24 protein-coding genes are annotated in these 21390 nt (G+C 42.8%); 11 read left to right on the top strand and 13 right to left on the bottom strand.

The features are described 5' to 3' along the window. Positions 1 to 56: 56 nt before the first annotated feature. A complete protein-coding gene (locus ACFQZI_RS12380) occupies positions 57 to 794 on the bottom strand; it encodes a DUF2490 domain-containing protein (protein ID WP_377142871.1) in 738 nt (245 codons plus the stop codon). Between the two features lie 173 nt (positions 795 to 967). Here ACFQZI_RS12380 and ACFQZI_RS12375 point away from each other — a divergent pair, with 173 nt between their 5' ends. Further along, positions 968 to 1606: an energy transducer TonB gene (locus ACFQZI_RS12375; protein ID WP_377142870.1), complete on the top strand. Its 639-nt coding sequence runs from the start codon at positions 968 to 970 to the stop codon at positions 1604 to 1606. A 54-nt stretch (positions 1607 to 1660) separates the two neighbouring features. On the opposite strand, the gene ACFQZI_RS12370 is transcribed toward ACFQZI_RS12375, so the two are convergent. The 3 genes from ACFQZI_RS12370 to ACFQZI_RS12360 all read right to left on the bottom strand — a co-directional run bounded on the left by ACFQZI_RS12370 (position 1661) and on the right by ACFQZI_RS12360 (position 3942). Further along, positions 1661 to 2779 carry an ABC transporter permease gene (locus ACFQZI_RS12370; RefSeq protein ID WP_377142869.1) on the bottom strand — a complete coding sequence of 373 codons (1119 nt, stop codon included), beginning with the start codon at positions 2777 to 2779 and terminating at the stop codon, positions 1661 to 1663. A gap of 80 nt (positions 2780 to 2859) precedes the next feature. After that, the gene (locus tag ACFQZI_RS12365) at positions 2860 to 3624 is read right to left on the bottom strand and encodes an ABC transporter ATP-binding protein (RefSeq protein ID WP_377142868.1); all 765 of its coding nucleotides are present in this window, start codon (positions 3622 to 3624) and stop codon (positions 2860 to 2862) included. 105 nt (positions 3625 to 3729) lie between these two features. Then, entirely contained in the window at positions 3730 to 3942 is a 213-nt protein-coding gene (locus tag ACFQZI_RS12360) for a hypervirulence associated TUDOR domain-containing protein (protein WP_377142867.1), read from the bottom strand. Between the two features lie 495 nt (positions 3943 to 4437). On the opposite strand from ACFQZI_RS12360, the gene ACFQZI_RS12355 reads away from it, so the two are divergent. After that, entirely contained in the window at positions 4438 to 4674 is a 237-nt protein-coding gene (locus ACFQZI_RS12355) for a hypothetical protein (protein WP_377142866.1), read from the top strand. A 52-nt stretch (positions 4675 to 4726) separates the two neighbouring features. Next, a complete protein-coding gene (locus tag ACFQZI_RS12350; RefSeq protein ID WP_377142865.1) occupies positions 4727 to 5185 on the top strand; it encodes a hypothetical protein in 459 nt (152 codons plus the stop codon). A 5-nt stretch (positions 5186 to 5190) separates the two neighbouring features. Here the strand turns inward: ACFQZI_RS12350 and ACFQZI_RS12345 are convergent, their stop codons facing one another. Continuing rightward, a complete protein-coding gene (locus ACFQZI_RS12345; protein WP_377142864.1) occupies positions 5191 to 7002 on the bottom strand; it encodes a MutS-related protein in 1812 nt (603 codons plus the stop codon). Between the two features lie 88 nt (positions 7003 to 7090). On the opposite strand from ACFQZI_RS12345, the gene rlmH reads away from it, so the two are divergent. The 5 genes from rlmH (at position 7091) to ACFQZI_RS12320 (ending at position 10320) form a co-directional block, all read left to right on the top strand. Beyond that, entirely contained in the window at positions 7091 to 7564 is a 474-nt protein-coding gene (gene rlmH / locus ACFQZI_RS12340) for a 23S rRNA (pseudouridine(1915)-N(3))-methyltransferase RlmH (protein ID WP_377142863.1), read from the top strand. 307 nt (positions 7565 to 7871) lie between these two features. Further along, positions 7872 to 8783, top strand: a complete 912-nt coding sequence (locus ACFQZI_RS12335) for a cation diffusion facilitator family transporter (protein WP_377142862.1) — start codon at positions 7872 to 7874, stop codon at positions 8781 to 8783. 11 nt (positions 8784 to 8794) lie between these two features. Then, positions 8795 to 9094: a hypothetical protein gene (locus tag ACFQZI_RS12330; protein ID WP_377142861.1), complete on the top strand. Its 300-nt coding sequence runs from the start codon at positions 8795 to 8797 to the stop codon at positions 9092 to 9094. A gap of 9 nt (positions 9095 to 9103) precedes the next feature. Beyond that, positions 9104 to 9523, top strand: coding sequence for a Dabb family protein (locus ACFQZI_RS12325; protein WP_377142860.1), 420 nt, complete (start codon positions 9104 to 9106; stop codon positions 9521 to 9523). 74 nt (positions 9524 to 9597) lie between these two features. Next, the gene (locus ACFQZI_RS12320) at positions 9598 to 10320 is read left to right on the top strand and encodes a hypothetical protein (RefSeq protein ID WP_377142859.1); all 723 of its coding nucleotides are present in this window, start codon (positions 9598 to 9600) and stop codon (positions 10318 to 10320) included. A gap of 57 nt (positions 10321 to 10377) precedes the next feature. Here the strand turns inward: ACFQZI_RS12320 and ACFQZI_RS12315 are convergent, their stop codons facing one another. The 3 genes from ACFQZI_RS12315 to ACFQZI_RS12305 form a co-directional block, all read right to left on the bottom strand. Next, positions 10378 to 10875: a DUF5606 family protein gene (locus ACFQZI_RS12315; RefSeq protein WP_377142858.1), complete on the bottom strand. Its 498-nt coding sequence runs from the start codon at positions 10873 to 10875 to the stop codon at positions 10378 to 10380. A gap of 3 nt (positions 10876 to 10878) precedes the next feature. Further along, positions 10879 to 11316 (bottom strand): peptidylprolyl isomerase, encoded by a 438-nt coding sequence (locus ACFQZI_RS12310; protein WP_377142857.1) that lies wholly within the window; start codon positions 11314 to 11316, stop codon positions 10879 to 10881. Positions 11317 to 11541: 225 nt separating this feature from the next. Next, a complete protein-coding gene (locus ACFQZI_RS12305) occupies positions 11542 to 11865 on the bottom strand; it encodes an EF-Tu C-terminal domain-related protein (protein WP_377142856.1) in 324 nt (107 codons plus the stop codon). 184 nt (positions 11866 to 12049) lie between these two features. Between ACFQZI_RS12305 and ACFQZI_RS12300 the strand changes: the two genes are divergently transcribed. Next, positions 12050 to 13231: an asparagine synthetase B gene (locus ACFQZI_RS12300; RefSeq protein ID WP_377142855.1), complete on the top strand. Its 1182-nt coding sequence runs from the start codon at positions 12050 to 12052 to the stop codon at positions 13229 to 13231. A 61-nt stretch (positions 13232 to 13292) separates the two neighbouring features. On the opposite strand, the gene ACFQZI_RS12295 is transcribed toward ACFQZI_RS12300, so the two are convergent. The 3 genes from ACFQZI_RS12295 to lpxK are packed head-to-tail and all read right to left on the bottom strand — an operon-like array spanning position 13293 to position 17243. Beyond that, positions 13293 to 15401 carry a putative porin gene (locus tag ACFQZI_RS12295; RefSeq protein WP_377142854.1) on the bottom strand — a complete coding sequence of 703 codons (2109 nt, stop codon included), beginning with the start codon at positions 15399 to 15401 and terminating at the stop codon, positions 13293 to 13295. Next, entirely contained in the window at positions 15401 to 16216 is an 816-nt protein-coding gene (locus ACFQZI_RS12290) for a purine-nucleoside phosphorylase (protein WP_377142853.1), read from the bottom strand. Before ACFQZI_RS12290 ends, ACFQZI_RS12295 begins: the two co-directional genes overlap by 1 nt. Beyond that, positions 16188 to 17243, bottom strand: a complete 1056-nt coding sequence (lpxK, locus tag ACFQZI_RS12285; protein WP_377142852.1) for a tetraacyldisaccharide 4'-kinase — start codon at positions 17241 to 17243, stop codon at positions 16188 to 16190. Before lpxK ends, ACFQZI_RS12290 begins: the two co-directional genes overlap by 29 nt. Before the next feature lie 108 nt (positions 17244 to 17351). On the opposite strand from lpxK, the gene ACFQZI_RS12280 reads away from it, so the two are divergent. After that, positions 17352 to 18260, top strand: coding sequence for a serine hydrolase (locus tag ACFQZI_RS12280; protein ID WP_377142851.1), 909 nt, complete (start codon positions 17352 to 17354; stop codon positions 18258 to 18260). On the opposite strand, the gene ACFQZI_RS12275 is transcribed toward ACFQZI_RS12280, so the two are convergent. Together ACFQZI_RS12275 and ACFQZI_RS12270 are read right to left on the bottom strand one after the other, a co-directional pair. Next, positions 18261 to 18749: a VOC family protein gene (locus tag ACFQZI_RS12275; protein ID WP_377142850.1), complete on the bottom strand. Its 489-nt coding sequence runs from the start codon at positions 18747 to 18749 to the stop codon at positions 18261 to 18263. Positions 18750 to 18928: 179 nt separating this feature from the next. Further along, positions 18929 to 20647 carry an amino acid permease gene (locus ACFQZI_RS12270; RefSeq protein WP_377142849.1) on the bottom strand — a complete coding sequence of 573 codons (1719 nt, stop codon included), beginning with the start codon at positions 20645 to 20647 and terminating at the stop codon, positions 18929 to 18931. Positions 20648 to 20728: 81 nt separating this feature from the next. Between ACFQZI_RS12270 and ACFQZI_RS12265 the strand changes: the two genes are divergently transcribed. Then, the gene (locus tag ACFQZI_RS12265) at positions 20729 to 21388 is read left to right on the top strand and encodes a phosphatase PAP2 family protein (RefSeq protein ID WP_377142848.1); all 660 of its coding nucleotides are present in this window, start codon (positions 20729 to 20731) and stop codon (positions 21386 to 21388) included. Positions 21389 to 21390: the final 2 nt, after the last annotated feature.

The following is a 21390-nucleotide window of genomic DNA, read 5'->3' as shown; positions in this document are numbered from 1 at the left end:
TAAGTTAAGTGCAAAAACAGGAAATAGCAACGCAAATTTTGTATTTGTAACGATTTTTAATCGTTTGTGGTAGGCAGGCGCTCATGCTCTACACTATTTTTACGATTTATACGGTACATCAGCGTCAACAGCATATTACTTTTTGCACTGCTGTTTATGGCCGTATAATTACGTTGGTTTAGCCAGCCTGCCTGTACTATCCATTTTTTATCGAACTGGTAACCCAGAGATGCCGATACGCGGTTCCGTTCAAAATTGGGCGCTTTGTTATTAAAAAAGATCTCGTCGAAAACAGATATGAACCATGTTTTAGCAACTATCTTTTTATTATTAAGCGGAACGAACATATTTAAACGGTAACGGAAACGGTTGCGGTAATCGCCGTTTACCCAGCGCTGCTCTACACGGTAACGATGCTCAAATTTTAACGGAGTAAGGAACTGGTTAATGGTCATTTGTTCCCAAACGCGAAACTCGTTTGTGAGAGGGCCTTTATCTACATCAAAATAATCGTAGGTATGATAGGTACCGGTACCTAACAGGGCGATGAAATTTTTATCGATATCATAACTAACACCTGCTTTAGCCTCATAGTACTGGAACTGGCTAAAACCGGCGCCATTTGTACGCGCCTGGAACTCGCTATAGCCACCCCATTTATGAACGCTGTCTCCCGGCATTACAATGGTTACAATACCCCAGGAACCAAGTTTAGAATCCTGTGCATTAACTTTAAATGAACACACCGTTAAGATAACAAGCAGAAGTGTTAAGCGTGAGATATTTTTTAACATTTGATTAATATTTATTTAATACAAATGTATTTCCTGATTATTACCTGCGTGTTAACTAAACATGTGTTAATATTATTTTAATGTTAACATTAGCATCTAATGTTAAATTAATATTAAGCATTAAGTGCTACATAGCCGAATAAGATTTTAGCATCTATATCTATATTAGCCACATGAAATTACCTCTACTAACAATTGTGCTTGTATCAATAACCGGCTTTGCATTAGCACAGGAAGTACCAGATATTCCTGAACCTAAAAAAGATAGCGCCACCGTTGCGCTGGAAGCGACCAACTCTGCGGTTTTTGTTGAACAGTCGCCGGCTTTCCCTGGTGGGGAAATGAAATTCTATTCGTATGTAGGTAACCATGTCATTCAGCCTGAATTGGTTAAATTGTTTGGCTTTACCGGACGTATTGTTGTGGGATTTACCATTGCTAAGGACGGTTCGGTAACAGAAGTAAAATCTTTTAGCAATAGTGGTTTGGATTACGAAGAGGAATTAGTTGCCGCAATTGAAAAATCGCCAAGGTGGAAAAACGGCATACAAAATGGCATCCCTGTCGCAGTAAAATATACAGTTCCCTTTAAGTTTGATTTTCCGCGCCAGCAAATTTCCATGCAGGAACTTAAAAAATCATCTTACAAATTCAGTTTTCATATAAAAGGCAAGCAGTATTCTCTTAATGAAGCCGAAGCCGTGTTAGGCAAAGAATTTAGTGCCAACAGTATTGATTACAGCAAATCGTTTGCAGAACAATCTGAAGAAAACAAAAAAGGTAAAATGTATTTGATTCAGATCAAGGATTAACAAACAAAGATGCTAAGTATCGCCCCTTCAAATAAAGAATGCTGCCTTGCTGCATTATTCCCATTTAAAGGTTTTTACCGCCACAGCATAAACAATTACGCCCCATATCAGCAGGATAAATAATTGGTGTGTAACATCGCCAAGGCCGGCACCTTCAAAGGCAACCTTACGCATAGCATTGTTGAGGTGTGTAAGCGGCAAGGCATTACTTAAATGCTGCAGCCATGTTGGGAATGCTGTAATTGAAAAGAAGGTTCCTGATAGCAGGAACTGCGGCAACGTAATAATATTGGAAAGCGGCGGCACTGTACTTTCGTTTTTGGCAATACCCGATATAGTGAAACCAAAACCCATAAATATTATTAAGCCTATAGCACAAAGCACCAGCATATTCAGCACAGTTATAACACCGTGTATCAGTGTAAAACCAAAAGCGTAGTGCCCAACCATAATAATAAACAGGGCGCCCAATAACGAGAATATGATACGCGCGATAGCTTCGCCTAATACAATACTGTAACGCTTAACCGGTGTTGCAAAAAAGCGTTTAATAACCAATGTTAACCGCAGGCTGATAAATACGAAGGCGGTACCAAACACCCCGCTGCTTAACAGGGAGAAGCCAAGCTGCCCGGGCAAAATAAAGTCGATATATTTATACTCTCGGCCGGTAACAACGGTTTCTTTTAAATTTACGGCTTCGGGTAATTTAATGCCCGAGTATGATTGCATCCGGCTCAACTGCTCGGACTGGATACGATAAAAAATATTATTTAGTGCCGATTTTAGCACAGCACCCTTATCGCCCGAGGCATGGCTGTACTGCACGCTCATGTCTATAGGCTTCATTGGCACAAACGGCCCAATGTTGATAATGGCATCTATCCCGCCCTTTGCCAAATTCTTGTCCATTTCATCGGCAGGTTGGTTTTTGATGAGATGGAAGATCTTGTTCTGCGCAAGTGCTTTATAAACCGGGTTAAGCGTATCGCAGCCTTTGCTTACTCCTACGTCTATTGACATACCACCACCGCCGATATTGGCAAATACCAATATAAATATCAGCGGGAAAGCCAAACTAAACACTACTGCCGATGGGCTGCGTAAAATAGACCGGAAACTTGCTTTGGCAATGGCCAGCGTTGCACGTGTATTACTGTATTTTGGGTTCATTGGGTGATTGGTTCATTGGTTCAATAGTTCAATAGTACGCAAAACTGCAAACTGCCTATCAGCAACTGCAAACTGGAAGCTTAACTTTCCCTCCACTCCTTGCCCGTAAGATTGATGAATACATCCTCCAGGTTGGCGCCTTTGGTTTGTTTGGCGCGTTCAAAACCGCTTGCTACTAATTGGTCAATAAAGTGGTCGGGGGTATCTATACCTATGATGTGGCCGCCATCAACAAAGGCTACACGGTCACACAGCACCTCGGCTTCATCCATATAATGCGTGGTGATCACCACGGTAGTACCCGCATCGCGGATCTCGCGGATCAGATCCCAAAGGTTACGGCGCGCCTGTGGGTCCAGGCCGGTGGTAGGCTCATCCAGGAAAATAATGCGCGGATTATTTATAAGTGTTGTAGCGATAGAAAAGCGTTGCTTTTGCCCGCCGCTAAGGTCCTTGTACTTTGCTTTAGCCTTATCGGTAAGGGCCACTTTTTCCAGCATTTCGGTTGGTGTTTTGGTTACGCCATAAAGGCCCGAAAATAATACGATAAGTTCTGACAGATTAAGGTTTGGGTAATATCCTGCTGCCTGTAGCTGTACACCAATACGCTTTTTGATATTGCCGGCATCGGCTTCAATGTTAAAACCATCAACGGTTATCTCGCCGGAGGTTTTATCGCGCAGGGTTTCGATGATTTCCAGCGTGGTGGTTTTACCGGCGCCATTAGGGCCAAGCAAGCCAAATATCTCGCCCTCGTAAACTTCAAAGCTAATGCCTTTTACCGCTTCAAAATCGCCATAGTTTTTTACCAGGTTTTTAACCGTGATGATAGGTTTGTTTGCCATACGTAAATATGCATTGTATTTGCTAAATAATTACACAGCCACAGCCAAAATCGCATTAAATTTCAATTAAATGTGGTCAAGTCTAATATTGGCAAACCCGGCATATTACTTACCGCCCATCTTTAGCTCGCTTTCAGATTTCAGTACCCTCCCGCCATCTTTTTGTTTGATGTCATAAGCGGGTTCTTCCTTGCTGGCTTTGCGTTTTACTTTTGAACCCTTAATGGTTTTTGTAACTGTTTCGGTGTGTTTTTTCTCGATCTTTCCTTCGGCCTCAGATGCCCCCCAGTTCCAGTGTACAGTATCTCCCTTTTTCATAATTTATATTTATGTAAAGGATAGCAATAGGCTTGCCAGGCTTAACTTAAAATATTAATTGCCCCAGCAAACTAATAAGCACAATAGCTTTTGCAAGTAATGCCACAATAGTAGTAAGTACAGGTAATGTGAGTAAAGTTGTCATGATCGTTTAGTGTTTTAACACTACAAAAGTGTATCAAAACCAAACTATTTAACAGTATTATTAGGTGAATGGATGCAAAATGTCGGTAAATGTATTCCTATTAAGAATGAGCATCGGTAAAATAGCGGTTGCGGTTTTTGATGATAAGTAATTGTTTTTCTTATATTCGATTAACCTAATCTTATAGCATGTTTATTATATACATTATACTTTTCGCAGTTATAGATGTGATGTTTTACATCTGGTTTAACAAAGCACATCTTTTACAGAAAAAAACATATTGGTACTTTTTAATAGTATTGTCAATAATTGCTGTTTTACATATCGACTTGTTATCACTTAAGTTTCTTATGAAAGGAGAATACTTTTTTAAAATTCTTATCCTTTCTATTGCGCCTATTATTATTTATTTATGGTTCAATAAATTAGTAAAAAAAAGAGTAACGAAACTCACCAGACCCAGTGATGAAATAAAAAATACATTTTTAAAAGTACTTGCTGTAATATGCACCATTATTATACCAATCGGAGTTTTTCTTGCACAAGCATCTTCAGTAATTAACTGGAATAACTTTTCCGGAAAATAATGATATTAATTGGTGGGGTATATAATATTACGATTAAGCTCAACGCAAAATAATGTTTCAAAATCGCAGCCAATGGAGTGCCAGGATAGGATTAATACTTATTGCCGGGATATTATATTATTTTTTTTCTAATCGACTGCAGGCACGTATCTCAAATGATGAGCCAACCGACTGGTTGGGTCTCGTTGTAATTGTGTTTGCTTCAGGTTTAATTATAGGCGTAGTTAAAATTTACGATTATCATAGATCCTATGTGGATAGGCATGGTATTGTAGGGACAGCAATTGTTTTAAAAATCTTTAAAACTGGTATTACAAAAGGTTACGGCAGTAGTTGGTACAACCAAATACCGCAATATGAAATGGTTTTGGATGTAAACGTTGGCAATTCCTCAACTTACCGTGCGTATGCTACAAAATATTATCGACTTGATGAACCTTTACCAGAGGCCGGAACAATTCTAAAAGTTCGTATAGACCCAAAAGATAAGTACAAAATGGTTATCGACTAACCTTATTACTCCTCCACATTTATACCAATTTGCTTAAGCAGCAACGATGCGTTAAAGGTTTTGCACTCGCCGTGTTTTATCTTGTAATCGAACAGCATTTCGCCGTTTATTACCTGTATGTCGAAGTAATAGTTGCGCACATACTGGGGGTATTTGTCTTCCAGGCGGGCAATCTGCAGATCGTGCGTGGCAACCATGCCTACACCTTTTTTGCTGATGAGTTGCTCTATCACGGCTTTACTGCCCAGGTATTTATCTACCGAGTTTGTGCCGCGCAGCATCTCGTCAATTAAAAAGAAAACGCGGTGCTCGTTTTCTACCGCGGCCAATAGCATCTGCAGTCTGTCGAGCTCGGCTTTAAAGGTTGAGGTACTTTCGTTCAGCGAATCTTTGATGCGCATGTAGCTTACAATGGTAATAACCGAAACTTCCATAGCCGAAGCACACACCGGCGAGCCTGCCAGTGCCATTACCGTATTAATACCAATGGTGCGCAGGAAGGTACTTTTTCCCGCCATGTTGCTGCCGGTAATAATATCTATACTGTAAGCATCTTTCAGATCGTAATTATTATCAACCCTTTTACCACGGATAAGCGGATGGGCTATATTTTTAGCTGTAACAGTGTAACCTTCGGTATCGGCAATAACCGGAAATACCCATTCAGGATAGTTTATTGCGGGCACAGCGAGGCTAATTAGTGCTTCAAACTCGCCTATCACATCAAAAGCTATCTCAAAATTTTCGTGGTTGGCTTTCTTCCAGCTTTCGATAGCCATCAACTGCCTGATATCCCAGATAAAAATTGCGTTAAGCACCACCATCATGATCATATTAAGCCTGTAGTTAAGCTTGTTTAATAACAATGACAATTGTTTAATTTTACCGGAAACGTGATGCCCGTTAACATCCGTAAGCTTTTTGCTGATGGTTTGGCTATAAGTTGCAGTCCATGCTTCCTGCTCAATATTTTTAAAGGCGAGTACAAAATGGCTTAGCGCAGCATCTATTTTGCCCGCAATAAGATCTGTTTTTTTAACAATTTTAGAGCGGGTGGAAGCTTGCCTGTAATTAAACCATCCTACCGGGATAATTAAATACGATGCAGGCATATAAAAAAAACCTGCTATAGCCAACGCTAACAGTACAAATGGCGCAGCCTGTGTATAAACTTTTAAAAAGCGTTCGTTATCAAGTTCTACTGGTGTTTTTAAATAGGTAATTAGATTGGTTATCTGATCGCGCTGTTGTTTTAACGAAAACAGCAAGTTAGTTTGGAACTTAAGTTTCCATTCTTTTTTTGCTACCAGTTCCCTTACCGCTTCCTGCCGTGCCAGTATAATTTCTTTTTGGGCAGGTGCAGCAAGCCAGTTAGCCAGCTTCACATTTCCGTGCAAGGTTGCTCCCCTATTAATCAATTGGAACAAGGAGCTTTTCCCAAATATGTCTAAATCGGAAATATAGTGATGCTTTTCATCGGCAAACCAACTGCCATCGTGGTAAAAGTTCGCCTGGGCCATAATACTCGAGATCTCATTCTCGTTTACCTTTTTAAAGTCCAAATAATAATTCTTTTCTTTTTCAAACCCATCTTGCTTTTTAACCAGTTTGGCAAAAACCAAAGCTAATACTATAAACGCCCCTATCAATATGGCAATGTTATCTTCACTTATTGTTAAAGCTACGGATGCTATAAGTAGCCCGAAAACGACCAAGCGGTATAATGAGTATGTATTGGCTTTACGGGAAAAGCTATCTGCTTGTTGTTGCGCGCTTTCGGCAGCCTGTGTGTAGTTGTTTATAATATCTTGCTCCATGTAGCTTTACAGCTTATTAATAGGTAATTTCGCACTTCAATGTTACAACAATAAGAGCATATTTCTATTTAATTAGTTACAAGCCTTCATGAAAATAACCTTTATAACCGTTGGCAAAACCGAGGATGCCTATTTAAAAGAGGGCATCGAAAAATATTTAAAACGCCTGAAGCACTACACCAAACTCGAATTAATTGACATCCCCGAACTTAAAAACACAAAAGCCCTTACCGAAGACCAGCAAAAAGCCAAAGAAGCTGAACTGATACTCAAAAAAATAACCGCGCAAGACCATGTAATATTGCTTGACGAGAATGGTAGTGAATTCACATCGGTACAGTTTGCCAACTACATCAATAAACGGTCGGTATCGTCATCGGCCAACTTGATTTTTATTGTGGGCGGCCCCTATGGGTTCGACCAATCTGTTTACCAGCGCGCAAATGACAAGATCTCGCTTAGCCGCATGACCTTTTCCCACCAAATGGTACGCCTCTTTTTTGTAGAGCAGCTATACAGGGCATACAGCATTATAAAAGGCGAGCCTTACCATCATCAGTAAATTTAGCATGATAAAGTTGATTAATGCGATTTACATAATTCTTAAGGAAAATTATCGAAGAGCGGTGGGCCGACAAAAAACCGTGGCCGATGCGTAAAGGCCCGTGCGGGGAAGGATTTTTTTGTCTTGATTTTTTGCTTCCTTTTGTATCAAGACAAAAGAAGTAGCCCCTGCGGCGATGAGCAGACTGATGTTGATTAAAGCACCGCTAAAACCTAAAAGCACATGTATCCCCTCAACTTCTCTCAAGAGGGCAACTTTCTAACACACCTCGTTCGAAATGAACGTATTTTTCTAACTTTACTGCATGGCACACGACCACTCCCACCATCACCACGACCACGCCCCAAAAATTGACCATCTTAACGCTGCCTTTATTTGGGGCATTGTACTCAATTCAGCATTTGTGGTTATCGAAGCAGTGTATGGTTTCATCAGCGGGTCGCTATCCTTACTTACAGATGCAGGGCATAACCTAAGCGACGTGGCATCTTTAGCGCTTGCCTTGCTTGCCTTTAAACTGGCAAAGGCAAAATCTAACAAAGTTTACACTTACGGTTACAAACGTTCTACCATTATTGTATCGTTTTTTAACGCTATGATATTGATCGTAGCCGTGGGCTTTATTATTTACGAGGCTGTGATGCGCTTTATCCATCCCGAGCCTGTTGCCGGCGGTACGGTGGCCTGGGTGGCTTTTGTGGGTATAGCGATTAACGGTTTTACCGCCTGGCTTTTTGTGAAAGATAAGGACAGCGACCTGAATGTTAAAGGCGCTTACCTGCATATGGCTGTTGATGCCATTGTATCGCTGGGCGTAGTCGTATCGGGCATCATTATTTATTTCACCCATCTTACATGGATAGACAGCGCCGTGAGTATCATTATCGGCATTGTAATATTAACCGGCACCTGGAACCTGCTTAAAGATAGCCTGCGCCTGGAGATGGACGGCGTACCAAAGGAAATGGACCTGAAAAAGATAAAAGCAGAGCTAATGAAAGCCGAGGGCGTAGTTGATATCCACCATATACATGTGTGGGCGCTTAGCACCACCGAAAACGCGCTCACAGCCCATTTAATTGTTAGCCCGGATAATATGCAGAACTTTGACGAGATAAAGCACGACCTGCGCCACCGGTTAGAGCATCTCTCTATCAGCCATAGCACTTTTGAACCTGAGTTTAGTAATGAGAAATGTGAACAGCCAGGTTGTTAAAATTATCAAATATGGCAATTGAATTTTATGACATTAGCGATGTAAGTAGGAGAAACATTCTATTTGATATAAGTAACAAAGATTTTGATTTTTTTGAAAAAATCGTATCAGAACTTCGAAAATCTACAGGAGTGTGTATTGATCCTTATAGTACAAGTAGACTTTACAGAACACATGTTATTAAGCTTATTGAGCTACTTAAAAAGGAACTGTCTTCGGATACGACAACAAGGCAAGAGCATAAAGTTTTAACTACTATATTGCAAAAATTCTCGAACGTCAGCACTGATTTATTAATTATCGGTGATTAAACGCTAACTATGAAAACCAACCGACGTAAATTTATAGCAACCGCGGCTACTGTTGCTGCGGGCACCGTTGTAGCATCGGCGATGCCAACCATCATAAAACCTACCACCATGACAAACAGATACCCAATTGTTCATCACGCATTATTCTGGTTAAAAAACCCCGAGTCGAAGGAAGACCGCGATAAACTGGTTGCCGGCGTAAAATCGCTTGGCAAAATAGAAACCATTAAAGAACTGCACGTAGGTGTTGTAGCCAGCACCGAAAAACGCGATGTGGTTGATAACAGCTGGGCGGTATCAGAGGTAATGTTCTTTGCCGACCTTGCCGGGCAGGCTGCTTACCAGAGCCACCCCATTCACCAGCAATTCATTAAAGATCATAGCCACCTATGGGAAAAAGTTGTGGTTTACGACGCGGTGGATGCGTAACAGGCTATCTTAACTTAATACAAACCAATCTGTTATTCGGTAGTTATTATTTTAATTAAACAACCAATAACAGCATGAAAGTTAAACACATAGCCAAAAACTTTTTATTGGCTGCTATCTTCATTAGCTTGAGTATGATAACATGCCAGGCCCGGGCAAAAAAGCCAGCCCGTCATACATCAAATTATTCCGCACCGGCGGTTGAGGGTTGGTATTTCAGGGCGGTCAGTGGTTACCCTGCCGCCATATCTTTTGAACCGGTAGTGCTGTTTAAAAACGGCGAATATTTTGAAGTAGGCGATGAACCGCTGGAGTTGCTGAATGTACAAGCCTCTAAAACTGCCAGGCCGCTTGCCTGGGGTAAATGGCGAAAAACAGGCGCAACCTTTTACCTTACCAACAACAAAGGCAAAACATACGATTATAAGCTAAACACCGGCAATTGGTTCCCGGCATACCCTTATTCGGCATCCATTAAGCTAAAACGTGGGTACGAGAAGGCAAGCGGCGGCGATTATGGTAACGGCACTAACGCGCTTGTAATTAAAAAACTAACCTTTATTGATGCTACGCATTTTACCGAAGATGCTAACGGCGGCATCATGACAGGGGCTGCCAAAGCCTGGAAAAAAAGCAGCAACGCAGGTACATACCGTATATATGGCAATACCATCGAACTAACCTACAGTAACAAGGTAGTGAAAAAATCATTCGCCATTGGTGCTGCAGGGTCACCGCCGCATCCGTCAACCTCTATCATTTTTATCGGGGGCGATGCATTTACAGATACCGAATAACAACAAAGCCCCGGCAGCGTTAATCTACCGGGGCTTTAATATTTACAAACAGAACGCTTAAGCTTTTTTAGCAGGCGCTTTCTTTGCTTTTGCTTTAGGGGCTTCGGCAACAGGTGCTTCTTCTTTTACAGGTTCGGCAACCGCTGCTTCTTCGGCTACGGGCGTGGCAGTGGCAGGCTCTTCGTTAAACAAAGGCATATCTTTTAAAATATTGTACCAGCTAATGATCTTCTTAATGTCAGATGAGTACACCTTTTCCTCGTCGTGGTCGGCAGCAACCTCGTAAAAAAATTCACGAAGTTTTTTACCATCATCCTTAACCGCGGGTACACTGGCAGTTTTCATGCGCTCAAAAACATCTAAAAGTTTAATGTCGCCTTCGAGGCCAAAAATGGTGATCTCATTCAATGCAGCAAGTTTGGCGGTTGATAGGTTAACTACCAGCTTTGTTTTTTGCGCGTCGAGGCTTTCTAAAACATAACCTGTTTTATTTTGCGCAAGCGCTTTCCATAAGCCCGGCTTACCAGATACCGAAACAATTCCCTGTAAATTCATTTTTTATTCTTCTATAATTTCAATACCTAAAATCTTATCGCCCTGGCGAATATCGTCAACCACGTCAACATTCTCTATCACCTTACCAAACACAGTGTGGTTACGGTCAAGGTGGGCAGTGTTATCGCGGCTGTGGCATATAAAAAATTGTGAGCTGCCGGTATTACGGCCTGCGTGTGCCATTGAAAGCACGCCGCGGTCGTGGTATTGGTTATCGCCTGTTAACTCACAGTCGATACGTTTGCCGCTACCACCTGCACCTGTACCGGTTGGGTCGCCACCTTGTATCACAAAGTTTGGTATTACACGGTGAAAAGTTACGTTATCGTAAAAACCAGTTTTAGCTAAACCTAAAAAGTTTGCTACAGTGTTTGGCGCGTCCTTATCAAAAAATTGAACGGTCATGTCGCCTTTTTCGGTTTTAATAATTGCTTTGCTCATTGTTTTATTTTTTAAACAGGTGGCAAAGGTAAGTATTTGAGGTGAAAGGTAAAAGTAGAGATTGGAGGTTAGTGATTGGAGATTAGGAGGAAATGATTCATCATTTGAAATTCATCATTCGGTTCGATATTATTAGGTGGGGAGTTTCCTGCGGCCCGGGCTGTACGCTCATACTGCACGAGGCCTTAGCCACAGGGCCGGTATCCGCTGCCATCCCTAACGCACTTACTGCTTCAAAAGAATAGGGTTTATAATTTCAAGAATTATGCCTGTTCCAATTATATGCGGACCTTCGCCAAATTCGAAGTGCATGCCAGGCTCAAGTAATCCTGCAAATATATCTGTAGCTATCATAGCAATTTCTGCCTTTACCCTACCACCCGGATAAACTATTTCAGCGTCTAAAAATTTCTGTTGCCCGCTTGTTAGGTAATCTTTCATGGGGAATTTTAAATGAGGCCGATAACCGGAAAAAGCAGGCGTTTTCCTCCCTCCTTCTTCGGTGGTCAAATATTTCACCTCCGCAATAAAATCAGGTTGCTTATCCATATTACTAATATAGCTTAACTATAATACCATTTCCAATTAATCGTTACATTTGGTAACGGCCATGATTAATTTAAAGAAACTGCTTTCGCCATTTACCTTTCACCTTTTACCTAAGAAGAGCTTTCTGCTTTTAGCTCTCTGCCTTCTACCTTTCTTATCAAGGGCAGCTTCCCTTCTTATCCCTATGGATGAAGAACAAAAGGACCACCTTAAATCATACGGCATCGCTTTCTGGACCTTAAAGAATGGCGAAACGGTAGACTGGCTGCTTAATTATCGTGGTGGTAGCTTTATGATGAAGTATGATAAACGGCTGGAGGATGAATGCAAAATTCGCGGGGTAAGCTACCAGGTTTTGGCAGATGCATCGGCTAACCAGATCCTGAACGAGGTGAGCGATCCATCTGTTAATATGGATTTGGTGAAACTGGAGAAAGCGCCCAAAATGGCCGTGTACTCGCCAAAAAATAAACTACCCTGGGATGATGCCGTTACCCTTGTTTTAAAATATGCAGAGATACCTTACGATGTGATCTACGATGAGGAAGTTATCCGCGGCGACCTGCCTAAATACGATTGGCTGCACATGCACCACGAGGATTTTACGGGCCAATTCAGTAAGTTTTACGGCACCTACCGCTATGCGCAATGGTATATGGATGATGTTAAGGGCCAGCAGGCCATGGCCGCGAAGCTGGGTTTCAAAAAGGTATCGCAAATGAAACTGTCAGTCGTTGAGCATATCCGCGATTTTTGCGCGGGCGGCGGTTTCCTGTTTGCCATGTGCAGCGGCACAGATACTTTTGATATTGCCCTTGCCGCTTCAAAAACCGATATTGTAGAGAGCATGTTTGATGGAGATCCCGCCGACCCCGACGCGCAAAACAAACTGGATTTTACCCAGACCTTCGCTTTCCAGAATTTTACTTTAGACCAAAACCCAATTTCGCATCAGTTTGCCAATATTGATGTTACCCCGGTTAGGCAGGTAGAACGCAGCCGCGATTTTTTCACACTGTTTGATTTTTCGGCCAAGTGGGATGTAGTGCCCAGTATGCTAACGCAAAACCATGATAAGGTTATAAAAGGTTTTATGGGCCTTACCACCGCTTATAATAAAAGCAAATTAAAGCCCGGCGTTACCATTATGGGCGAAATGAAAACCGCTAACGAAGCCCGCTATATCCACGGCGAATACGGCAAAGGCCAATGGACATTCTACGGCGGCCACGACCCCGAAGATTACCAACACGCCGTTGGCGACCCCCCAACCGACCTTAAGCTACACCCTAACTCGGCAGGTTACAGGCTGATATTAAACAATGTGCTTTTCCCGGCTGCAAAAAAGAAGAAACAAAAAACGTGATACTTATGCTGTTTATAGAAAACAGACTTAAGGTTCTCGCACCCTCACCCGTCACCCTCTCCTAATTATAGAATGTCCAGGCTACGCCAAACTTCAGCATTTTATCCATTTGGGGGTAGCGGTTAACGGTATAAAAACCGTTGCTGAACATACCCTGGTTTACGTAATCGTACTGAATGAAAAGGTTTGTTTTCTCTAACGTGGCTTTAAAGAATACCGTGGCAACCGGGTACGATGTAAATTTAACATCAGGCCCGTTGTAGAATTGCCCAAGGCCAACCGCGTAAGATGGCGCAAGGTACTGGCTGTTGTAACGCGCGCTTACCCCAAACTGCGAGTTTAACACATTAAACAGGTTTGCCCCATAATATAAGCTGCTGTAGGTATAAACCTCGGGCGTGCGCAAAATAGCGGCATTATCTGTTTTCTGGTAAACGATAAAGTTATCAAAGTGAAATTTACGCCACTCCAGATTTTTACCAAGGCTAACTTTTAACATGTTAATGGATGAGCCGTACTGCTTTGGCGATGCATCTATCCCGCCCGGTTGTGCTGCAAAATAAAGATAATCGGTTATCAGGAAATACTCGGCTTTCAGGTCAACCTGCAAGGCATCGTTAACATAGTTAAAAGACAGGTTAGTGGTTTTTTGGTTATTAAAGTTGTTGTTAAAGATGTAATGGTTAGACACCCAGTTGGTGTAAACCAACCCCGGCGAACTGCTTTGCAGGTATGCCCCTAATATGATCCTGCCGGCCTTTTGCCCGCCTGCAAGCGTAAGTTTGGCATCATATAAAAGGTCGCCAAAGTTACGGCCCTGTACTATTTGTCGCAGGTCGGCATCCAGCACAATCCGGTCGCTGAATTTATAGCCAAGCCTTCCCTTCAGCGTAATATTCTGAAAACTTTCGTTCTGTACCCTTGATGGCCTTACCTCCTTATTACCAAACTGGTTAATAATGGTATCGGCTACAAACTGGCTTACTTTATAATAATCCTGCGTTAGGCCTACATCCAGCTTTAGCTCGTTCTTTACCATCTTAAGCGATTTTCCCCGCAGGTAGAAACTGTAAGAAAAATCATTTTGCAGGTGCATCACATTAAGCGAATCTCTTGACCTTGCCGAACTAAAATAATAATCGGGAAATACGCCATAGTTATCCAGTCCGTTTTGCAGGTAATTATACTTACGTTGATTAAAATATAACGTGTAGGCTACCCGCTGGGTGGGTAATACCGTTTTAGAGAATGCCTTACCCTGGTTAAGGCTATCAATATGGCCAATGTAGTAGAACTGTTTAATGTACACACCGGTGCTCTTCCAGTTGGTAAAACTGCCAGGTAAGCGTACAGGCTCGCCGGTTTTATCAAATGATGAACCACTGCTGTTAAAAATGGTATCCTTTAATATAGAGCCTGTCTCCGGGGCTTTAAGGTTATTGAATAATACGTTTGCCAGCAAGTTGTACCGTTTGTTGGTGCTATGGTACCAGGTGAACAGGCCGAAGGTAAAATCGCTAACATTTTGTGCCAGGATACCGTTTGTACTGTAATAGCCTCTTGAGCCATTAAAGTTCATAAGCAGGCCTACATTCCAGTTTGGCTTAACGTTCTGCGTATGCAATACTTTAAAAAGCTGCTCTTTTGAGCCACCCAAAGAACTAAAAAGCGAGAGCAAGGTATAAGGTGCCCTGGCGTTAAAATAATTAATGTCCTGCGGGTTTACCATGTAGGCATCAAGCGCGTGAAGCCCCTCATCAAAGCCGATTGTCTTACGCGGGTTAAAAAGCAGGTCGCGCTGTGCAACGCCGGGGTACCCCAAGCTTATTTTAGGGTTACGCGGCTGGTTCAGCGGACTATAATTTTCAAAGTTAACCAGCCCGGTGTCTAACGGGAATAACTGGATGCTATCTGTTAGTAAACGCTCGCTGGTTACCTTAATAAATTTTGAGGTGAATACGATCGAATCCTTACGGTTCTCCTCCCGTTTACGGATAGAATCGAGATTTTGCGAGTCACTATTATTCCTGTTATTTCTGATGGTATCGCGTTTATAAACCGGCTCGTTCCTGTTCTGCCCCGGGAAACGCGTATTATTTATTTGCGCAAACAAACCCTGCACAGATGCGCAAAGCAATAAAATAAGTAAGTATTTAAGCTTATTTGCCATTAAAGCCCTGCTATTAATTCTTTAAGTATAGTGGTTAGCTTTGGTTCGGCCTCGCGCGCAACGGCCAAAATCTCATCTAACAGTATCGGTTTTAAAACCTCCGGGAAACCCTCATCCGTAATTACCGATATGGCAAAAACAGGCAGCCCCATATGGTTTGCCACAATAACCTCGGGCACGGTGCTCATTCCTACAATATCGCCGCCTATAATGCGCAGGTACTTGTATTCGGCACGTGTTTCCAGGTTGGGGCCTGTAACCGCAACATAAACTCCTTTATGGCAGGTAATATTGTTTGCCTTGGCAATAGCAAGTCCTTTTTCTATCAGATCGTGGCGGTAAGGCTCGCTCATATCCGGGAAACGGGGACCCAGTTCCTCGTTGTTACGGCCGGTGAGCGGGTTCATGGGCTGTAAGTTAATATGATCTTCAATGATCATCAGGTGCCCCTTTTTAATATCGGGGTTAAGCGACCCGCTGGCGTTTGATACAAAAAGCGTTTTAATACCCAGCATTTTCATTACCCTTACGGGGAATGTAATTTGCTGCATGGTATAACCCTCGTAGTAGTGCAAACGGCCCTGCATGGCAACTACCTTTTTGCCGCCCAGTGTACCAAATATCAATTTACCGGAATGGAACTCCAGTGTCGACATCGGGAAGTCGGGAATATTGGAATACATCAGTTGTTTTTCAACCTCAATCTCGTTAACTAACCCGCCAAGGCCGGTGCCTAAAATTATACCTGCTTCGGGCACAAAATCGCCAATGCGTTTCTTAATATATTCAGTTGTGTTTTGTATGCTCTCTAACATAATTTAATAGTAAAGTATCAAACGGCTGCTGCCCGTTATTTAAAAAGTTTACCCCTATTGGCTGTACCACAACGGGCAACTGCGCAAGGGCCGGCAACAACTCATGTACCCCTAAACGCTGCACATCCTTTTCTGTTGTGATGATCAGCTTTTTTTGTGACCTGCAGGCAGAAAACTCACCCGCAAGTTTAGCGATATTTTTTAACGTAAACTGGTGATGGTCGGGATAATTATGGTGGATAATTTTTGTAGTAAACCTGCCCATATATTGCTCTAAGGGTTTAGGGTTAGCAATGCCCGTCAGCAAAAAAACGGTGGTATCCGCGTCAATAATGGTATTAGCCTTATTGCCCTGCACATCCTGTAAAGGTTGATATGCTATTGATGTAAAAAACAAAGGCTGCCAGTTTAACGGCGAGATCTGTTCATAACATTTGGTCATCAGTGCCTCCGTAAGGTCATGGGGGCATTTAGTAATAACCATCATATCTGCCCGCCAGCGCCCGCTAAACGGTTCGCGCAGGTTGCCCGCGGGTAACAGCAGTTTTGGCTTTTGCAGGTTGTTATAATCAAATAACAAAATACTTAAGCCCGGCTTTACCGCGCGGTGCTGAAAGGCATCATCAAGTAAAACAAGATCGTGATCTGCCTTTAACCTTTCTATACCAGCCACCCTGTCCTCGCAAACAGCCACGGTAACATCCGGAAATTTATCCTTAAATTGTGATGGCTCATCGCCAATTTGGGTGGCAGTTGTAGTGGCAGTTGCAATAAGGAAACCTTTTGTTTTGCGCCCGTAACCGCGACTGAGTGTGGCTACTTTATATTCGCTTTTAAACAACCGTACCAGGTATTCGGTCATAGGGCTTTTGCCTGCTCCGCCAATTTCCAGGTTACCTACGCTTATTACAGGCAAATTAAATTGACAGCTTTTAAACAGTCCCGCATCGTAAAACCAGTTACGGATGATAACCATCAAACCATAAACCAACGAAAACGGTAACAAAAGCCAGCGCAGGTATTGCATAGATGGCGTAAAGATAGGAAAAGGGCAGATTAAACATCAACCTGATGTATGAAGCTGTGATGCACGGCTGATGAAAAATTTATAACTTTAGTCTACTAACCAATATCTATGAAACACCTGCTCACTGCTCTACTCATACTCATCAACCTCACCACCTTTGCACAAACCGATATTAAACTTACCGCTCAACTTAAAACTGCTACTAAAGAATTTCATGGTGACGTGGGCATATACGTGCAAAATTTAAAGACAGGTAAAACGGCCGCTATAAATGCCGATAGCCTGTTCCCTACCGCCAGCATGATCAAAGTGAGTATTTTGAGCGGACTGATGGATAAGATAGAAAAAGGCGAAATGCAGTACAATCAAAAACTGATTTACCGCGACTCGCTTTTGTATCCCGGCGAGGACCTTCTGGGATCGTTTAAAGATAAGGACACCATACAGGTGAGCAAAGTCGCGCTGCTGATGATCACCATGAGTGATAACACCGCCAGCGTTTGGCTGCAAAAATTGGTTGGCGGCGAATACATTAACAACTTGCTTGAGGCGAATGGCTTTAAGGCTATGCGGGTAAATTCTCGCATTCCCGCACGCAGGGCTATTTGGGAAAAGTACGGCTGGGGCGTTACCACGCCGCACGAAATGTGCCGCCTTTTTACCATGATACACCAGGGCAAAGCGGTAAGCCCCGCGGCCAGCGAGCGCATGAGCCGAATGCTCAACCGCATCTTTTGGGATAATGGCGCACTGTCGCAGATCCCGCCGTATGTACAAACTTTATCTAAACAAGGCGCGGTAGATGCATCAAGGAGCGAAACGGTGCTGGTGAACGCGCCGCATGGAGATTATGTATTTTCCGTCATTACAAAAAACAATAAGGACCAGCGCTGGGTGGCAGATAACGAAGCCTCGCTGCTTATTAAAAAGATATCGGCCATGCTATGGCATTACTACGAACCCGGCAGCACTTGGCAACCCGCCGCCGGGATAGATAAGTACATGCTTAACGAATAATTATTTTAACAGGTTCAGTAATCCCGGTATATCCAGCTGGCGGGTGTACATGGTTAAATTTCCGTGCGCATCTGTTGGCCAGTTTTCCCTGAGCCTGTCCCAGTATAACTCAACCCCGTTACCATCAGGATCATCCAGGTAAAGGGCTTCTGATACGCCGTGGTCTGATGCGCCTGTAAGCGGGTATTCATTGTCTATCAGTCGCTGCAAAATAGCTGCGAGGTCTTTTCTGTCCGGATATACTATGGCCGTATGAAACAGGCCCGGCGCATATTGGGGTGCCGGCGGCGCGCCCTTACTTTGCCAGGTGTTTAACCCTATATGATGGTGATAGCCTCCGGCAGATATAAAAGCCGCCTGGTCGCCGTACATGGTTACTAATTCAAAACCCAGCAGGTCGCAGTAAAACGCCATAGATCTCTGAAGGTCGCTCACTTTTAAATGCACATGCCCTATGCGGGTTTGCGCTGGTATTTTATAATTGCTCATAATTTGCTTGTTATATAATACCGTAAAGTTACGAGGTTGTGATGCGATCTGTATCAGGCCCGGGTAAATAAATGTTTAAACATTTATTTACCCAAATAATATTCCTTTAAAAACAAATCCCTCTTTTGCTATTGCATGAGGGGATTTAAGTTTAGCTTCACAAATTTTTAAAAATATTTCTATCTCTCTAAATGCGCGTTTTCTGGTTTACCCATTACACTGTGTTTATAACCGTAAGTAAAGTAAATAACCAAACCTATTACCAGCCAGGCCAGGAAACGCACCCAGCTTTCGTATTCCAGTTCGGCCATAAGGTAAAAGCAGCTTACAAGACCTAAAACTGGTATCAGCGACAATTTTTTGATAAACGCCAATACAGTTAACGTTGCTGATAAAAGTATAAACAAGAAATAGGGGAATTTATGATGTAACTCCGTACCGCTGAACAAGCCCATTATATTATCGCGGAAGAAATATACCCCTATCAGGAACAGTACAGGTACTATAAATTGCGAATTTATGTAGGGCAAATGGAATTTGCCTTTAACAGCAGCCTCGCGCGGTAACAAAAGCACACCGCCACAAACCAGTACAAATGCAAACAATGTGCCTATACTGGTAAGGTTGGTAACCTCGGTAAGGTTAAGGAACAATGCAGGGATAGCCACTACAAAGCCGGTTACAACGGTTGCAAATGATGGTGTACGGAATTTAGGGTGAATGCGCGAAAATGCTTTTGGCAACAAACCATCGCGGCTCATGCTCATCCAGATGCGTGGCTGGCCTAACTGGAATATGAGCAGTACACTGGCGGTGGCAATAACCGCGCTTATAGAGATCACGTAACTGATGTTTTTTAACCCAACTTTGGCAAATACATACGCCAACGGGTCGCCAACACGCAGATCCTTGTAGCTGACCATCCCGGTTAACACCAGTGCTATCAGTATATATAATACAGTACAAATCACAAGGGAATAGATCATGCCTTTGGGCAGGTCTTTTTGCGGATTCTGGCATTCCTCGGCAGTGGTTGATATGGCATCAAAACCTATGTATGCGAAAAACACGCCCGATACGCCCTTCATTACACCGCTAAAACCGTTTGGTAAGAATGGGTGCCAGTTAGCAGGTGTAACGTAAAAGAAACCTATTACAATTACCGCTAATACGATGGCTATTTTTAAGTATACCATGGCATTGGTTGCCTTTTTGGTTTCGCGGATGCCTATATAAACCAGGTAAGTAATAATTATTACAATTGCCAAAGCAGGCAGGTTGGCTATAAACTTAATATTACCGCTGCCGGGCGCCGTTGCCCAGGCCGATGCCGCGATACGCATCCGGTCGGTTATATCGGCAAGGTGGCCATTGGCGGTAAGTTCCTGCACTTTCTCATGCGCGGTAAATGCCGAGAAGTAATCCATAGTGACCCACGCAGGTAAGTGTATTTTAAAACCTTCCAGCAGGTTCACAAAATATTCGCTCCATGATATGGCTACGGCTATATTACCTATGGCGTATTCCATGAGTAGGTCCCAGCCAATTATCCAGGCTATTAATTCACCAAAAGACGCGTAAGCATATGTATAGGCACTGCCTGCCACAGGGATGCGAGATGCAAATTCTGCGTAACATAATGCCGAAAAGCCACAGGTTATGGCCGTAATAACAAAAAGTATACTTACGCCCGGCCCACCCTGAAATGATGCTTCGCCAATGGTTGAGAAGATACCCGCGCCAACAACGGCGGCGATACCCATCAGTGTTAAATCCTTAACGTTTAGTGCTTTTTCGAGTTGGGAGGCCGATCCCGGGTGTTCGCTGTCGCTAAAACCACTGGCTACATCAGCCAAAATTTTAGAGACAGATTTTCTGCGAAATATACTCTTCGACATGTATTAAAATCAGTTTAGTCTTTCCAAACCAAACATAACCATTTTTTTGCATTGAAAAACTATATGCTAACTTTGGCAACAATGAATGCAGGCGCAAAAGATGTTTTATATAAGATACGGTACCTTTTTATCCCTTATATAATTCTGCTATGTGTTTGCCTTATTATCAAATTACTGTTTACCCGTACCGAGATCTTTTTTGCCGTTAACGGCGTACACAGTGATTTTGCCGACGCTATTGAGCCATACATCACCCACATTGGCGATGGGGTCACCATTATTGCCTTATCGATAATATTGGCATTTTTCAACTACCGGGCGTCATTCCTCTTATTAACCAGCTACACTTTAACCGCGCTTACCGCACAGGTATTAAAGTATTTTTTTGATATGCCCAGGCCAAGGATCTACTTTGAAGATCAGTTACAAAAGATCCACTTTGTAAAGGGCTTATATATTTTGGCGGTGCACAGTTTCCCATCGGGGCATACGGTAACGGCTTTTTCTGCCGGGGTGGTAATTACTTACCTGGCTAAAAATAAAAGCTGGGGGTTGCTGTTGTTTTTTGTTGCGGTGATGGTTGGTTACTCTCGCATGTATCTTGCCCAGCACTTTTTTGAGGATGTAACCGTGGGCTCGGCAGTGGGTGTATTTATTACGTTGGTGTGGTTAAGCTTTGTAGATCGTAAAAAGTTTATAAACAGCCCCTATTGGGACAAGGGGCTGTTTAACAGATCATAAAA

Origin of the sequence: Mucilaginibacter lutimaris (genome assembly GCF_042676625.1) — a bacterium.
Lineage (GTDB): Bacteria > Bacteroidota > Bacteroidia > Sphingobacteriales > Sphingobacteriaceae > Mucilaginibacter > Mucilaginibacter lutimaris.
This window is presented reverse-complemented; position numbering and strand designations above follow the sequence as displayed.

Excerpts from the sequence above, each read along its gene's own strand:
- ACFQZI_RS12380 (WP_377142871.1), bottom strand. The coding sequence starts at position 794 with ATGTTAAAAAATATCTCACGCTTAACACTTCTGCTTGTTATCTTAACG.
- ACFQZI_RS12375 (WP_377142870.1), top strand. The coding sequence starts at position 968 with ATGAAATTACCTCTACTAACAATTGTGCTTGTATCAATAACCGGCTTT.
- ACFQZI_RS12370 (WP_377142869.1), bottom strand. The coding sequence starts at position 2,779 with ATGAACCCAAAATACAGTAATACACGTGCAACGCTGGCCATTGCCAAA.
- ACFQZI_RS12365 (WP_377142868.1), bottom strand. The coding sequence starts at position 3,624 with ATGGCAAACAAACCTATCATCACGGTTAAAAACCTGGTAAAAAACTAT.
- ACFQZI_RS12360 (WP_377142867.1), bottom strand. The coding sequence starts at position 3,942 with ATGAAAAAGGGAGATACTGTACACTGGAACTGGGGGGCATCTGAGGCC.
- ACFQZI_RS12355 (WP_377142866.1), top strand. The coding sequence starts at position 4,438 with ATGAAAGGAGAATACTTTTTTAAAATTCTTATCCTTTCTATTGCGCCT.
- ACFQZI_RS12350 (WP_377142865.1), top strand. The coding sequence starts at position 4,727 with ATGTTTCAAAATCGCAGCCAATGGAGTGCCAGGATAGGATTAATACTT.
- ACFQZI_RS12345 (WP_377142864.1), bottom strand. The coding sequence starts at position 7,002 with ATGGAGCAAGATATTATAAACAACTACACACAGGCTGCCGAAAGCGCG.
- rlmH (WP_377142863.1), top strand. The coding sequence starts at position 7,091 with ATGAAAATAACCTTTATAACCGTTGGCAAAACCGAGGATGCCTATTTA.
- ACFQZI_RS12335 (WP_377142862.1), top strand. The coding sequence starts at position 7,872 with ATGGCACACGACCACTCCCACCATCACCACGACCACGCCCCAAAAATT.
- ACFQZI_RS12330 (WP_377142861.1), top strand. The coding sequence starts at position 8,795 with ATGGCAATTGAATTTTATGACATTAGCGATGTAAGTAGGAGAAACATT.
- ACFQZI_RS12325 (WP_377142860.1), top strand. The coding sequence starts at position 9,104 with ATGAAAACCAACCGACGTAAATTTATAGCAACCGCGGCTACTGTTGCT.
- ACFQZI_RS12320 (WP_377142859.1), top strand. The coding sequence starts at position 9,598 with ATGAAAGTTAAACACATAGCCAAAAACTTTTTATTGGCTGCTATCTTC.
- ACFQZI_RS12315 (WP_377142858.1), bottom strand. The coding sequence starts at position 10,875 with ATGAATTTACAGGGAATTGTTTCGGTATCTGGTAAGCCGGGCTTATGG.
- ACFQZI_RS12310 (WP_377142857.1), bottom strand. The coding sequence starts at position 11,316 with ATGAGCAAAGCAATTATTAAAACCGAAAAAGGCGACATGACCGTTCAA.
- ACFQZI_RS12305 (WP_377142856.1), bottom strand. The coding sequence starts at position 11,865 with ATGGATAAGCAACCTGATTTTATTGCGGAGGTGAAATATTTGACCACC.
- ACFQZI_RS12300 (WP_377142855.1), top strand. The coding sequence starts at position 12,050 with ATGGATGAAGAACAAAAGGACCACCTTAAATCATACGGCATCGCTTTC.
- ACFQZI_RS12295 (WP_377142854.1), bottom strand. The coding sequence starts at position 15,401 with ATGGCAAATAAGCTTAAATACTTACTTATTTTATTGCTTTGCGCATCT.
- ACFQZI_RS12290 (WP_377142853.1), bottom strand. The coding sequence starts at position 16,216 with ATGTTAGAGAGCATACAAAACACAACTGAATATATTAAGAAACGCATT.
- lpxK (WP_377142852.1), bottom strand. The coding sequence starts at position 17,243 with ATGCAATACCTGCGCTGGCTTTTGTTACCGTTTTCGTTGGTTTATGGT.
- ACFQZI_RS12280 (WP_377142851.1), top strand. The coding sequence starts at position 17,352 with ATGAAACACCTGCTCACTGCTCTACTCATACTCATCAACCTCACCACC.
- ACFQZI_RS12275 (WP_377142850.1), bottom strand. The coding sequence starts at position 18,749 with ATGAGCAATTATAAAATACCAGCGCAAACCCGCATAGGGCATGTGCAT.
- ACFQZI_RS12270 (WP_377142849.1), bottom strand. The coding sequence starts at position 20,647 with ATGTCGAAGAGTATATTTCGCAGAAAATCTGTCTCTAAAATTTTGGCT.
- ACFQZI_RS12265 (WP_377142848.1), top strand. The coding sequence starts at position 20,729 with ATGAATGCAGGCGCAAAAGATGTTTTATATAAGATACGGTACCTTTTT.